The sequence below is a fragment of the Marinobacter sp. F3R11 genome (assembly GCF_003318275.1).
GTDB lineage: Bacteria > Pseudomonadota > Gammaproteobacteria > Pseudomonadales > Oleiphilaceae > Marinobacter.
On the sequence record NZ_QOCH01000015.1, the window covers coordinates 615,908 to 629,227 of the forward strand.

The 13,320-nt window shown below is 54.1% G+C and carries 12 protein-coding genes; 10 read left to right on the forward strand and 2 right to left on the reverse strand.

Going from position 1 to position 13,320, the window contains the following annotated elements; translation table 11 throughout:
• Positions 1 to 93: 93 nt before the first annotated feature.
• From DS878_RS11260 to DS878_RS11270, 3 genes are all read left to right on the forward strand, one after another.
• Positions 94 to 1,686 (forward strand): antiporter, encoded by a 1,593-nt coding sequence (locus tag DS878_RS11260; RefSeq protein WP_113816046.1) that lies wholly within the window; start codon positions 94 to 96, stop codon positions 1,684 to 1,686.
• A 61-nt stretch (positions 1,687 to 1,747) separates the two neighbouring features.
• Positions 1,748 to 3,109: an MFS transporter gene (locus DS878_RS11265; protein ID WP_113816047.1), complete on the forward strand. Its 1,362-nt coding sequence runs from the start codon at positions 1,748 to 1,750 to the stop codon at positions 3,107 to 3,109.
• A gap of 96 nt (positions 3,110 to 3,205) precedes the next feature.
• Positions 3,206 to 4,060, forward strand: coding sequence for an ion transporter (locus DS878_RS11270; protein ID WP_113816048.1), 855 nt, complete (start codon positions 3,206 to 3,208; stop codon positions 4,058 to 4,060).
• Here DS878_RS11270 and DS878_RS11275 read toward each other — a convergent pair.
• On the reverse strand, positions 4,016 to 4,393 hold the full coding sequence (locus DS878_RS11275; protein WP_113816049.1) for a SirB2 family protein: 378 nt from the start codon (positions 4,391 to 4,393) through the stop codon (positions 4,016 to 4,018). The two genes, DS878_RS11270 and DS878_RS11275, sit on opposite strands and share 45 nt — an antisense overlap.
• Positions 4,394 to 4,519: 126 nt before the next feature.
• Here DS878_RS11275 and DS878_RS11280 point away from each other — a divergent pair, with 126 nt between their 5' ends.
• The 3 genes from DS878_RS11280 to fabB all read left to right on the forward strand — a co-directional run bounded on the left by DS878_RS11280 (position 4,520) and on the right by fabB (position 7,638).
• The gene (locus DS878_RS11280) at positions 4,520 to 5,704 is read left to right on the forward strand and encodes an NnrS family protein (protein WP_113816050.1); all 1,185 of its coding nucleotides are present in this window, start codon (positions 4,520 to 4,522) and stop codon (positions 5,702 to 5,704) included.
• 201 nt (positions 5,705 to 5,905) lie between these two features.
• Positions 5,906 to 6,415 carry a bifunctional 3-hydroxydecanoyl-ACP dehydratase/trans-2-decenoyl-ACP isomerase gene (gene fabA / locus DS878_RS11285; RefSeq protein WP_113816051.1) on the forward strand — a complete coding sequence of 170 codons (510 nt, stop codon included), beginning with the start codon at positions 5,906 to 5,908 and terminating at the stop codon, positions 6,413 to 6,415.
• An 11-nt stretch (positions 6,416 to 6,426) separates the two neighbouring features.
• Positions 6,427 to 7,638: a beta-ketoacyl-ACP synthase I gene (gene fabB / locus DS878_RS11290; protein ID WP_113816052.1), complete on the forward strand. Its 1,212-nt coding sequence runs from the start codon at positions 6,427 to 6,429 to the stop codon at positions 7,636 to 7,638.
• Positions 7,639 to 7,644: 6 nt separating this feature from the next.
• Here fabB and DS878_RS11295 read toward each other — a convergent pair whose 3' ends face one another.
• Positions 7,645 to 8,001 (reverse strand): helix-turn-helix transcriptional regulator, encoded by a 357-nt coding sequence (locus DS878_RS11295; protein ID WP_187298781.1) that lies wholly within the window; start codon positions 7,999 to 8,001, stop codon positions 7,645 to 7,647.
• Positions 8,002 to 8,158: 157 nt separating this feature from the next.
• On the opposite strand from DS878_RS11295, the gene yegQ reads away from it, so the two are divergent.
• The 4 genes from yegQ to sufD all read left to right on the forward strand — a co-directional run bounded on the left by yegQ (position 8,159) and on the right by sufD (position 13,319).
• A complete protein-coding gene (gene yegQ / locus DS878_RS11300) occupies positions 8,159 to 9,475 on the forward strand; it encodes a tRNA 5-hydroxyuridine modification protein YegQ (RefSeq protein WP_113816053.1) in 1,317 nt (438 codons plus the stop codon).
• 243 nt (positions 9,476 to 9,718) lie between these two features.
• Entirely contained in the window at positions 9,719 to 11,167 is a 1,449-nt protein-coding gene (gene sufB, locus DS878_RS11305) for a Fe-S cluster assembly protein SufB (protein ID WP_113816054.1), read from the forward strand.
• A 79-nt stretch (positions 11,168 to 11,246) separates the two neighbouring features.
• Positions 11,247 to 12,020: a Fe-S cluster assembly ATPase SufC gene (gene sufC, locus DS878_RS11310; protein WP_113816055.1), complete on the forward strand. Its 774-nt coding sequence runs from the start codon at positions 11,247 to 11,249 to the stop codon at positions 12,018 to 12,020.
• A 12-nt stretch (positions 12,021 to 12,032) separates the two neighbouring features.
• Positions 12,033 to 13,319 carry a Fe-S cluster assembly protein SufD gene (gene sufD, locus DS878_RS11315; RefSeq protein ID WP_113816056.1) on the forward strand — a complete coding sequence of 429 codons (1,287 nt, stop codon included), beginning with the start codon at positions 12,033 to 12,035 and terminating at the stop codon, positions 13,317 to 13,319.
• Position 13,320 lies beyond the last annotated feature (1 nt).

The following is a 13,320-nucleotide window of genomic DNA, read 5'->3' on the forward strand; positions in this document are numbered from 1 at the left end:
ATGAACACGCACCCAACTTTGCACAATGGCATCAAGAAGCCCGCAAACCGCACCCGAAGCAGTTCCGGGCAGGTTAACTCAGGGAGTATTGTTATGGCCAAAACCAACGCCGACATCGAACACTGGGATGTCGAAAGTGATGAGTTCTGGGAGAGGGAAGGCAAACGTATTGCTTCCCGCAACCTGTGGATATCCATTCCCAGCCTGCTGATGGGTTTTGCCGTCTGGCTGATGTGGGGAATGATCACCACCCAAATGAAGAATCTGGGATTCTCTTTCAGTATTGAGCAGTTGTTTACGCTCTCGGCAATTGCCGGTCTGTCTGGCGCCACCTTGCGGATTCCCGCATCGTTCATGATCAAGATTGCTGGTGGACGCAATACGGTTTTCCTGACTACAGCCCTGTTGATGATCCCGGCTGCGGGTACTGGCATCGCCTTGATGAACCCGGATACGCCATTCATCGTGTTCCAGGCACTGGCGCTGCTTTCCGGTATCGGTGGAGGCAACTTTGCCTGCTCCATGAGCAACATCAGCTCGTTTTATCCCAAGAGCAAGCAGGGCTATGGCCTGGGAATGAACGCCGGACTCGGCAACTTTGGTGTTACTACCATGCAGGTTCTGATTCCTCTGGTGATGACAATTGGCGTTTTCGGTGCTCTGGCTGGTGACCCGATGCAACTGCAGAGCCCAAGCGGCACACTGATCGGCCGCATTGAGGCGGGTACAGACACCTGGATCCAGAATGCTGGATTTATCTGGCTGGTGTTTCTTATTCCCCTGGCGTTCGCCGGTTGGTTCGGCATGAACAACCTTAAAGTGGTTACTCCGAATCCAGGCAACCCCATGTCGGCCTTCGGCAAAATTCTCGGGCTTTACGGCGTTGGCATTCTCACTTCCGTCGCAGGTGTCTGGGCGCTCAGCGTCATGAACATGTGGCTGGCCCTGCCGTTGACCATCGTTCTGACCGTCGTTCTGCTACGCCTGATCCCCGGTGATATCAAACCCAACATAAAAAACCAGTTTGCGATTTTCAGCAACAAGCACACCTGGTCCATGACCGTGCTGTACATTCTCACCTTCGGCTCATTCATCGGCTTCTCTGCAGCACTGCCGCTGTCTATCAGCGTGATTTTCGGCAACATGATGGACGTTGCTGCAGATGGCACGGTAACCCGCGTTGTTAACCCGGATGCCCCCAGCGCACTGACCTGGGCCTGGATGGGACCATTCGTTGGCGCACTGATTCGCCCTGTGGGTGGCTGGATTTCTGACAAGATGGGCGGTTCTATCGTTACCCAGATCATATCTGTAGTGATGGTTATTGCCTCTGTGGCAACGGGGTACGTGATGATGCTGGCCTATAACTCCACCGATCCGAACAGCTACTTCGCCCTGTTCCTTATTCTGTTCATCGTGATGTTCGCCGCCAGCGGTATCGGCAACGGCTCCACCTTCCGCAGCATTGGCTACATCTTTGATCAGCAGCAAAAGGGCCCTGTACTGGGCTGGACCAGCGCCATCGCAGCCTATGGTGCCTTCATCGCACCCAAGCTACTTGGGCAGCAGATTCAGGCGGGAACCCCGGAAGTCGCAATGTATGGCTTCGCAGTGTTCTATGCGCTCTGCCTGATCGTGAACTGGTGGTTCTATCTGCGCAAAGAAGCGTACATCAAGAACCCTTAGGAATCCGGTAAGAAATACAGCAAACACAAGCCAGAAGACACAGACATACGGGGCCACCAAAATGATCACACCAACCAAACAGCAGCAGCATCGAGCACTGGGTCTATCCACACTGGCATTCACGCTCTGCTTTGCCGTGTGGACAATTTTTTCGATCATAGGCATTCGCATAGCTGAGGACCTGGGGCTTTCAGATACGCAACTCGGCCTGCTCATGGCTACGCCAATCCTGACTGGCTCAATCAGCCGGTTGTTTCTTGGTATCTGGACGGACCGATATGGCGGGCGCTGGGTATTCGGCATACTCATGCTGACGACGGCCGCCTGTGTCTACTTGCTGACGTTTGCTACGACCTACCTGATGCTTCTGGTCGGTGCGCTGGGGGTCGGTCTTGCAGGCGGCGCCTTTATCGTTGGTGTGGCTTACACCGCAGCCTGGTTTGAACCCGCTCACCAGGGAACAGCTCTGGGTATCTTTGGCGCAGGTAACGTTGGTTCCGCAGTAACCAACTTCGGAGCGCCCTTCCTGCTCGTTGCCTTTGGCTGGGAGACCACCGCACAAATATATGCTTCTGTGCTGGCGGTAATGGGTGTTGCCTTCATTGTGCTGGCAAAAGAAGATCCGGTTTCTGCCAACCGCAAAAGTGGCGAACAGCGACGTTCGTTTATGGAGCAGATGGAACCATTAAAGGACCTTCGGGTGTGGCGCTTCGCTCTTTACTACTTCTTCGTATTCGGCGCCTTTGTGGCTATGGCCCTGTGGCTGCCACACTATCTGATCGGGGTATACGGCCTGGACATCCGGACGGCGGGTATGATTGCCGCGCTTTATACCATTCCGGCATCCCTGTTCCGCATTCTGGGCGGCTGGATGTCTGACCGCTTTGGCGCGCGGCGCGTCATGTACTGGACATTTATCGCCTCAGTTGCCTGCACCTTCCTGCTGAGCTACCCACCTACAGAATATGTTGTTCACGGCATAAACAGTGATATTCGCTTCCGGCTGGATATGAGTCTGCCGGTTTTCGTGGCGCTGATTTTCACTCTGGGTTTCTTCATGTCCCTCGGCAAAGCCGCTGTTTACAAACACATACCTGTTTATTACCCACTGCATGTGGGTGCTGTTGGCGGAGTAGTGGGAATGATTGGCGGGCTGGGCGGTTTTATCCTGCCACTGACCTTTGGCGTTCTGAACGATCTTACGGGCATATGGCAGAGCTGTTTCATGCTGATGTTCGTGATAGCGGTTGCCGCACTGGCCTGGATGCATTATGCCATCCGTTCTGCCGAACGGGTTGAATGGGCAGCAAACCAGGAACAGACAGATCTGCCAGAACTCTCATCTCCGCAACTGTTCTATCCGTTAAACCGAAAACCTGGCCAGAATGGCGGGAAAAGCTCTTCATCACAGGGAGGTAACTAGGGTCTGTTTTTTTGAAATCTCTGTAACAACGCTGTTCCAGTGCTGGACGGGCGATTAGAATCCAGAAACCCGTTTTTATCTGGAGCAGTAAAGAACATGTCCCTGGAAATATCGCCCACTGCCGGCTTCAACCAATTGCGCCGAATTGAGTCCAGCACACTCTTTCAGGGCGCCGTTATCGCCATCATCATACTGTCGGCCCTCACCATAGGTGCCAAGACATACGACCTGCCGCCTCTTGTAGAGCGATCCCTGAGTGTGATGGACAATGCCATCACACTGTTTTTCCTGGTCGAAATCCTGTTCCGCTTTGCCGCCAGCCCGATGAAACGGCGTTTCCTGATGGACGGCTGGAATCTGTTTGACACCCTGGTGGTGATCGGAAGCCTGATTCCTCTGGACAACTCAGAGGCAATTCTGCTCGGACGGTTACTGCGGGTTTTCCGGGTGCTTCGTCTGATCTCGGTAGTGCCTGAATTGCGTTTTCTGATCAACTCGCTGCTTAAAGCCATTCCTCGCATGGGCTACATCGCACTGTTGATGTTTATCATCTTCTATATCTATGCAGCCATGGGCTCCATGTTCTTTGCCCGTGTAGATGAAACCCTCTGGGGTGATGTGGCTATTTCGATGCTGACTCTTTTCCGGGTCGCCACCTTTGAGGACTGGACGGATGTAATGTATGCAACCATGGACCAGTACCCATTAAGCTGGATCTATTACCTGACCTTTATTTTCCTGACTGCGTTCGTTTTTCTGAACATGATGATAGGCGCGATTCTGGAAGTAATGAGCGAGGAACAGAACGCCAGACAGGCCCAGCAGGCTCACGATGAGCGTGATGAAATTACGCGCCAGCTCCGCGAGGTGCAGAGCCAGCTCGCAGAGCTGATCAGCCACACAAAATCAGAACAGAAGGGGTTTGCTCATCGCAAGGTAGAAGATGAATGACACCTGAAGCAACGCCAGAGCAGCAGCAACAACACGAACCGGCCGTGACATGGTAACTTTCAGCGCAAACAGCCCTGCGGCGATGTAGCCCAGCAACAACAGGATTTTGGCCATCAGCCAGCTCTGCTCCAGGGGATTCCAGCCGCCTACAAACAGAAGACTGATGGCCGCAACAAGCAGCACTGTATCATTGGCGTGGGGGATCCAGCGCAACGGAGTCTGACGCCAACCGGGCCGTCCCACTGCGTCGAGCAGAAGCCGCAACGCGAACAGAGTTATGGTGAGGTAGGCTGTAGTCATGTGAAGGTGCTTCAGGATCACGTACGTACTCATAGATCATTCCATTGTGATTCAAAACGATAGCGGCATTGTACGCAAAGATACCACCAACCGGGTATGTTATTTCTGACCTTACGCATATAACATATACTTAAAATATATGTATTAGCAGGAACCAGCATGCAGGCCATCCCGACATCCGTTACAGCCGATAGCGCCAGCTTTAGCCAGCTGTTCAGTTATCCATTCCGCATTTTCTTTCTGTCGATGACTCTGCTGGCACTTCTGGTTATCCCTCTCTGGTTTTTACAGGTAACCGGTATCATCAGTCTGCCACTGGCGTTGCCCGGACTGTTCTGGCATCAACACGAGATGCTGTTTGGCTTTTTGTCTGCAGCCATAGCCGGTTTTTTGCTGACGGCGGTCTGCGTATGGACTCAAACCGAACGCACCCATGGAGTTCGGCTGGTGTTGCTATGGGGTGTATGGCTGGCCGGGCGACTACTTCTGGCTCTGGGAGCCAATGTGCCGGACTGGCTGGTTCAGTGTGTCAATCTGGCCTTCCTGCCGCTGGTCATGCTGGATGCGGCCTGGCGCATCTGGCATGCCGGACAGGTGCGTCAACTCATGATTCTGGTGGTTCTGGGCCTGCTATGGGTAATGCAGATCGGGTTTGTGACCCGTCTGGACATGGCTTTCAGCCATGGTGCACTGATTGCCGCTATGGCACTGATCAGCATTATCGGTGGACGTATCACACCGGCATTTACAAAAGGCTGGCTACGTCAGCGGGGGCTTGACGCCAATGCAGTAAAAATCATTCCTGCTCTGGATATGGCCACACTGATTTCAATGATTCTGCTCACCGCATCCCTGGTTACCGGCTGGCAAACTGTTACCGGCCTTCTGGCAATGGTTGCCGGTACGCTTACACTGATCCGACTGGCTAACTGGAAGGGGTGGCTGGCTCGTAAAGAACCCCTCTTATGGGTTTTGCACCTGTCCATCCTTTGGGTTCCAGTTGCTTTGTACCTTCTCGCAGGCACACTCTTCCTTGGCTGGCCCTCCAATGCATGGAGCCATGCGGCAGGCACAGGCGCCGTCAGCAGCCTCATTCTGGGAGTCATTGCCCGCGTGACACTGGGTCACACAGGCCGCCCACTGGTGTTACCCAAAGGCATGGTTCTCGCGTTTATAGCTATGCAGCTGGCAGCCCTGGTCCGCGTGCTTACCGCTTTTGACATTATTCCATGGCACCCGGGCATTGGCGGCAGCACCCTTCTCTGGTTATTCGCCTACGGCATGTTTCTGGTGCGCTATATAAAGATACTCGCAACTCCCAGACCGGACGGTCGCCCAGGCTGAAAGCGCCTGTCACTGGCTGGTTCCGCACAATCCGCAGAAGGGCAGGCTCACAGGGAACCTGCCCTTTTTCTATTTTTCTGCGCCCACTGAAACTTGCAACTGCGCCCTTTAAACGTTAACTATCAACTAATGGTCAATAGCGACTCGCGAAAAAGCAGCTAAAGTATCAGTAAATCATTCTGTAACAGAGACAATGGCACTATGAACCCGGATCATTTTGACAAAGAAGACCTGATCAAATGCGGTCATGGCAAACTTTTCCCGGGCGCCACGCGGCTGCCCATCGATGAGATGTTGATGGTTGACCGTGTCACCCACGTAGGCACGGACGACGGCCTTTACGGTAAAGGCAGCCTGGTAGCAGAGCTGGACATCCATCCGGATCTCTGGTTTTTCAAAGTACACTTCGTAGATGACCCTGTCATGCCCGGCTGTCTTGGCCTTGACGCCATGTGGCAGTTGGTAGGTTTTTATCTCGCCTGGAGTGGCAGCGAAGGCAAGGGCCGCGCCCTGGGCGCCGGAGAAGTAAAATTCACCGGACAGGTCCTTCCTACCAACAAAAAAGTGCGTTATTACCTCGACATCAAGCGTGTAATCAAGCGTAAACTGACATTGGCCATTGCCGATGGGCGCATGGAAGTGGATGGCAAGGAAATCTACACGGCCAAAGACCTGCGGGTTGGCGTATTCACTTCCACTGATGATTTTTAGGAGCTAGCAAGATGCGGCGTGTTGTTATCACCGGCATGGGGATTGTCTCCAGCCTTGGCACCAATCAGAAAGAAGTCACCCACTCCCTGAAGGAGTCTGTGCCCGGCATCGGTTTCAGCGAAGAAGCCCGTGACAATGGGTTACGCAGCCACGTTTGTGGTCAGATCGACCTGAATCTGCCAGAACTTATTGATCGCAAACTTCTGCGCTTCATGTGCCCGGCTGCTGCTTACACATATCTCGCTGCCTGCGAAGCCATCGAACAGGCAGGACTGACTAACGAACACCTCACTGCCAACAGCACCGGTGCAGTGTTTGGCACTGGCGGCGCATCAACTGTCGAACTGCTGGACGCCATAGATACCCACCGCGCTAAAGGCATTCGCCGGGTCGGGCCTTATCGCGTACCCCGCACCATGGGCAGTTCAATCAACGCCACCATAGCTACGGCATTTGGTATTACCGGCATTAACTACGGCATTACCTCAGCTTGCGCCACCAGTGCTCACGCCATCGGCCATGCTGCAGATCAGATTGCTCTTGGCCGTCAGGATGTCATGCTTGCCGGCGGCGGCGAAGACATTCACTGGACCCTGAGCCTGATGTTTGACGCCATGGGCGCCCTTTCTACCAAGTACAACGACACCCCTGAGAAGGCATCGCGTACCTACGATAAAGACCGGGACGGATTTGTTATCTCGGGCGGTGGCGGCACTCTGGTGCTCGAAGCTCTGGAGCACGCTGAAGCACGCGGAGCGACCATTCTTGCCGAACTGGTTGGCTTTGGTGCCACTTCCGATGGTGCAGATATGGTTGCCCCCAGTGGCGAAGGAGCCGTGCGCTGCATGCAGCAGGCCATGAAAAACCTGGATGGCGAGATCAGCTATATCAACACTCACGGTACCAGCACACCTGCAGGTGACGTGACGGAACTGACAGCGCTGAAAAATACGTTTGGCGACAAAATACCGCCGCTGAGCTCCACCAAGCCCCTTTGCGGGCATGCCCTGGGTGCCGCTGGTGTTCATGAAGCCATCTACAGCATCATTATGCAGCGGGAAGGCTTTATCGCACCTTCAGCCAATATCGAGAACCTCGATGAAGGCGCCGAAGGCTACCCGATTGTGCGCGAACGCCTGGACAACCAGAACCTTGATCTGGTTATGAGCAACAGCTTTGGCTTCGGCGGCACCAACGCAACACTGGTCTTCAAGAAGCACTGATGTCAGTCAGGAACGCCTGACTGACCGATATTCAGCCGGGGAAGTGCCCATCCAGCGCTTGAACGCCCGGCTGAATGCGCTGAGTTCCGAAAACCCGAGCTGCTCGGCGATTTCCACCAGCGGCTTGGTTTTGTCCTGCATGTAAGTCAGCGCCTGCTTACGGCGAACGTCTTCCAGCAAACGGGCAAAAGTTAACCCCTCCCGCTTGAGTTTCTTGTGAAGCGTGTAGCGGCTCATATGTAACTGTGACGCCACCACTTCAACTCCCACCTTACCGCGGGCAAGTTGCATGCTGATCAGCGAACGCACTCTGTTACTCAACGAAACCCGCACAACCTCCGGTCCCAAAGGCTCTGACACCACCCTCAACTCTCCTTTATTATGGTTACCAACTCTCTCATGCCGGGTTGCAGCGTACACATGTTAGCTGAAAAGAATCAATAAGACGTTTGAGCAGGATCAAGAGAAAGCGCTTTTGCCTGCGGCAGAATACCCTACCACCGATTTAACCGGAGACCCCATGATTATCCCGGAATTACTGGCACCTGCCGGCACCCCAGAGCACCTTGAAACTGCGTTTGCCTACGGCGCAGACGCCGTGTACGCCGGACAACCACGCTACTCATTGCGGGTGAGGAATAACAGCTTCAAGGACACTGCTGCGCTGGGCGCCGGCATACAAAGAGCACATACTCTGGGCAAACAGTTCTATCTGGTTTCCAACATAGCGCCACATAACGACAAGGTACGCTCCTATCTGAGAGATCTGGAGCCCGTCCTCGAATACAAGCCGGACGCCCTGATCATGTCAGATCCGGGCCTGATCATGCTGGTGAGAGAAAAGTGGCCGGACCAGCCCATTCACCTGTCGGTGCAGGCCAATGCCGTAAACTGGGCAACCGTTGAATTCTGGCGACGACAGGGCATCAACCGGGTGATCTTGTCCCGCGAGCTCGCGCTGGGCGAAATCCGCGATATTCGCGAACGGGTACCTCAAATGGAACTGGAGGTGTTCGTTCATGGCGCGCTGTGTATGGCCTACTCCGGGCGTTGCCTGCTCTCTGGCTACATGAATCACCGGGACGCCAACCAGGGCGCCTGCACCAACGCCTGCCGCTGGAATTACAAGCCGGTACAACACAGCCACGACCAGACCAATGATCTGATCGCGACTTCTGCCGATGCGGTACAGCAAGTGGAGCCGAAAGAAATACTGCTGGAAGAACCGAACCGCCCTGGCAGCTTTATTCCCGCCTACGAAGACGAGCACGGCACCTACATCATGAACTCCAGGGATCTTCGCGCGGTTCAGCACGTCGCTGAACTGGCCGCCATGGGCGTGCACTCCCTTAAAATCGAGGGGCGCACCAAAAGCACCTACTATGTAGCCCGCACCACGCAGGTCTACCGCCGAGCCATTGACGAAGCGACACAGGGCAAACCTTTTGACATGAGCCTGATGAATGAGCTGGAAGCTCTGTCTAACCGTGGCTACACCGAAGGCTTCCTGCGCCGGCATATGCCGCAGGAATACCAGACTTACGAACAGGGCTCCTCCTATCTCGGCACCCAACAAGTAGTCGGCACCATCAGCAATGCCGACGGCGACTGGCTGACCGTTGACGTAAAAAACAAGTTCGCCCCCGGCGACCAGCTTGAACTGATTACTCCAGACGGCAACCTTATATTCTCGATTCCCGTTATGGAAAACCTGAACGGCACATCCATGAGTTACGCCCCTGGCAGCGGCCATACCGTTCGCATCCCCCGACCGCCTCGTACGCCTGAGACTCTGGAGCACAGCTACCTCACTCGCATACTACCATCCCGGACCTGAGACCCTGCGAAGCCTCAAACTCCGTATAAGCCATACCAAAGCAGTAATACACCTGCCAGACTTAGCCTCTGGCAGGTGTATTACGCTATAATTGCCTTTCCCACAATTTAATACCTGACTAATTTAGTATGGTATTGTACAATCTGGAACCAGAAGCAATAGATCAGCCCCCGCAACCCACCCCGGTTGCCGGCAAACCAAAGGGCCCGAGAGCCCCCGATGAGAGAATACGGAGCGACGATCATGGCGACCACCGATCAAGAGGTGAACGAACTGATCAAACGGGAATACGAGCACGGTTTCGTTACAGAAATCGAAGCTGATACGTTCGAAGCCGGTTTGAATGAAGACGTTATCGCCCGCCTTTCTGCAATCAAGAAAGAGCCGGAGTTTATGTTGGAGTGGCGCCTCAAAGCCTATCGTCGCTGGCTCGAAATGAAAGAGCCCGACTGGGCGCATGTGGGTTACCCGAAAATCGACTACAACTCGATCTCCTACTATTCGGCACCCAAGCGCAAAGAAGACATGCCCCAGAGTCTTGACGATGTCGACCCTGAACTCCTCAAGACATACGAAAAACTCGGCATCCCCCTGCACGAGCGCGCAAAGCTTGCTGGCGTGGCTGTGGATGCGGTTTTCGACTCGGTATCGGTTGCCACCACGTTCAAAGAACCTCTGGCAAAAGCTGGGGTTATATTCTGCTCGATCTCAGAAGCCTTGCGTGACCATCCCGAACTGGTCAAAAAGTACCTGGGTACTGTTGTGCCACACACTGACAACTATTTTGCAGGGCTTAACGCCGCAGTTTTCTCAGACGGAACCTTCGTATATGTTCCCAAGGGCGTTCGCTGCCCCATGGAGCTGTCAACCTACTTCCGCATCAACGCGGCAAATACCGGCCAGTTTGAGCGCACTCTGATCATTGCCGACGAAGGCAGTTATGTGAGCTATCTGGAAGGCTGCACAGCCCCGATGCGTGACGAAAACCAGCTGCACGCTGCAGTAGTAGAACTGATTGCTCTGGACGATGCGCAGATCAAGTACTCCACCGTACAGAACTGGTACCCAGGCGACGAAAACGGCAAAGGCGGCATCTATAACTTCGTAACCAAACGAGCAGCCTGTATCGGGAAGAACTCCAAGGTTTCCTGGACCCAGGTGGAAACCGGATCGGCCGTTACCTGGAAATACCCCAGCTGTATTCTTCGCGGTGAAAACAGCGTCGGTGAATTCTATTCAGTCGCACTCACCCACAATTACCAGCAGGCCGATACCGGCACCAAGATGATCCATCTGGGCAAAAACACGTCCAGCACCATCATCTCCAAGGGTATTTCGGCCGGCAAAAGCTCCAATGCCTATCGTGGCCTGGTGAAATTCGGCCCCCGCGCTGAAGGTGCGCGCAACTTTACCCAGTGCGATTCGCTACTGATCGGTGACCGCTGCGGCGCTCATACTTTCCCGTACATCGAAAGCCTGAACAAAACCGCCATCGTTGAACACGAAGCGACCACATCCAAGGTAAGCGACGAGCAGATGTTTCTTTGCCGCCAGCGAGGCATTGATCCCGAACAGGCCGTCTCCATGATTGTGAACGGTTTCTGTAAAGAAGTTTTCAAGGAGCTTCCAATGGAATTTGCGGTTGAAGCCGGCAAGCTTCTGGAAGTAAGCCTGGAAGGTTCTGTGGGCTAATCCAGTACGGACCTGAAGCTTCGTGAACGCAAACAGAATTCAGACGGTTAAAACAGTTTAAACAGAGAGAAGCCTACAAATGCTGAGCATCAAAAACCTGCACGCATCCGTTGAGGGAAAAGAGATCCTCAAGGGCATTAACCTCGAGATCAAAGACGGGGAAGTACATGCCATTATGGGCCCGAACGGGTCCGGCAAAAGTACGCTTTCCCAGGTGCTCGCAGGCAACGACGCATTTGAAGTTACCTCAGGCGAAGTCACCCTGAATGGTGAAGACCTGCTTGAAAAATCCACCGAAGAGCGGGCACGGGATGGGGTGTTTCTCGCATTCCAGTATCCGGTAGAGATTCCTGGCGTCAGCAACCTCCAGTTTATGCGTACAGCCGTGAACGCCATGCGTCACCACAACGGCGAGCCGGAAATGAATGCTGCCGAATTCATGAAGCTGGCACGGGAAGTGTCAAAACAAGTGGATCTGGACCCGGCGTTTCTCAAGCGCGGAGTAAACGAAGGCTTCTCCGGAGGTGAGAAAAAGCGTAACGAGATCATGCAGGCGCTATTGCTGCAACCGAAACTTGCCATTCTGGACGAAACCGACTCCGGGCTTGATATCGATGCTCTCAAGGTGGTTGCAGACGGCGTTAACGCTCTTCGCTCAAAAGACCGCGCAATTCTGATGGTAACTCACTATCAGCGCCTGCTGGATCACATTGTGCCTGATTACGTACACGTACTTGCCGGCGGCCGGATTATCAAATCCGGTGGCAGGGAGCTGGCACTGGAGCTGGAAGAACGCGGCTATGGCTGGCTTGGCATCAAGGATGAAGCAACTGCAGCCAGCCCAGCCAATTAAGGAGATCGCGGAATGAAACCAGCATCCACCCTTTCCACCGCGTTCCTGCACCCTGCGGGCCAGGCATTACCGGAGCCCCTGCTTGCGTTGCGCAGGCAGCGCGGAGCAGCTCTGGTCGATATGCCGCTGCCCACGCGAAAAACGGAAAACTGGAAGTACTCCAGCAAGTACCTGAAGCTGACTGACGAGATGGCCATCTCACTGCCAACAGCGGGCAAAGCCGGTAGCGCATTGGCTGTCCCCGGGTACAAAGTGGTTTTCAACAATGGCGTTATGATGCCGGAAGCCAGCGAGTATCCGGATCTTGAAGACATACTTATCCAGCGCTTTGGTGATCTTTCAGAAGCGGAAGCAAGTGAACTCGCTGAACGACTGGATAGCACACTGGACAACAAAACGGTGCAGTTTGCAGGTGTAAACTCAGCACGTTTTGAAGATGGGCTGGTAATTCGTCTGAAGCCAGATGCTGTTCTTGATCAGCCATTGTTCATTATTCATGAAGTAACTGCAGATGCCAGCGGATCTGCCTTCCCGCGGATATTCGTGGATGCCGGCCGCAACAGCCGGATCACCCTGGTTGAAGAGTATATTTCCCACGGGCATGAAGCTGTCATGGTGAACGCTGTCACCGAGTTCACCCTTGCTGAGGGCGCCAACATCACGAATATCCGTCTCAGCATGGATGGCGACAATGTACAGCACATCGGAGCCACTGGTGTATTGCAGCAACGTAGCTCACGTTTTGAAAGCCACTGCGTTGGCTTTGGTGGCCCTCTCCGCCGCCATGACCTGCAGGTACGGCTGGAAGGTGAAGGGGCGGAGTGCAAGCTGAACGGTGTCGTGGTTACCCAGGGTACTCAGCATTACGACAACCACACCAGCATCGAGCACGTTGCAGCGCGTTGCGATAGTGAAGAAACCTATCGCAACATCGCTGCGGACAAGTCCCATGCAGTGTTCAACGGCCGGATTTATATTCACCAGGACGCTCAGAAGTCCAACGCGAATATGAACAACAAAAACCTGTTGCTCACCACCGGCGCTGAAATCGATACCAAACCGGAACTGGAAATCTACGCAGACGACGTCAAATGTGCCCACGGCGCAACCATTGGTCAACTCGACGAAGAGTCGCTGTTCTATCTGGTATCCAGAGGCATTGGCCGCCGGGAGGCCAACGTGCTGCTGACAATGGCATTCATCAACGAACTGGTAAGCCAGATTCCGGTGGAAGCTGTAAGAGAAACCGTTCAATCCCGGCTCAATCAGTTTTTTGAAAAAGCATTTCAGGAGGCCTGAG

What these genes read in the sequence shown, in the direction of transcription:
- DS878_RS11260 (WP_113816046.1), top strand. Translation starts at nt 94, where the DNA reads ATGGCCAAAACCAACGCCGACATCGAACACTGGGATGTCGAAAGTGAT.
- DS878_RS11265 (WP_113816047.1), top strand. Translation starts at nt 1,748, where the DNA reads ATGATCACACCAACCAAACAGCAGCAGCATCGAGCACTGGGTCTATCC.
- DS878_RS11270 (WP_113816048.1), top strand. Translation starts at nt 3,206, where the DNA reads ATGTCCCTGGAAATATCGCCCACTGCCGGCTTCAACCAATTGCGCCGA.
- DS878_RS11275 (WP_113816049.1), bottom strand. Translation starts at nt 4,393, where the DNA reads ATGAGTACGTACGTGATCCTGAAGCACCTTCACATGACTACAGCCTAC.
- DS878_RS11280 (WP_113816050.1), top strand. Translation starts at nt 4,520, where the DNA reads ATGCAGGCCATCCCGACATCCGTTACAGCCGATAGCGCCAGCTTTAGC.
- fabA (WP_113816051.1), top strand. Translation starts at nt 5,906, where the DNA reads ATGAACCCGGATCATTTTGACAAAGAAGACCTGATCAAATGCGGTCAT.
- fabB (WP_113816052.1), top strand. Translation starts at nt 6,427, where the DNA reads ATGCGGCGTGTTGTTATCACCGGCATGGGGATTGTCTCCAGCCTTGGC.
- yegQ (WP_113816053.1), top strand. Translation starts at nt 8,159, where the DNA reads ATGATTATCCCGGAATTACTGGCACCTGCCGGCACCCCAGAGCACCTT.
- sufB (WP_113816054.1), top strand. Translation starts at nt 9,719, where the DNA reads ATGGCGACCACCGATCAAGAGGTGAACGAACTGATCAAACGGGAATAC.
- sufC (WP_113816055.1), top strand. Translation starts at nt 11,247, where the DNA reads ATGCTGAGCATCAAAAACCTGCACGCATCCGTTGAGGGAAAAGAGATC.
- sufD (WP_113816056.1), top strand. Translation starts at nt 12,033, where the DNA reads ATGAAACCAGCATCCACCCTTTCCACCGCGTTCCTGCACCCTGCGGGC.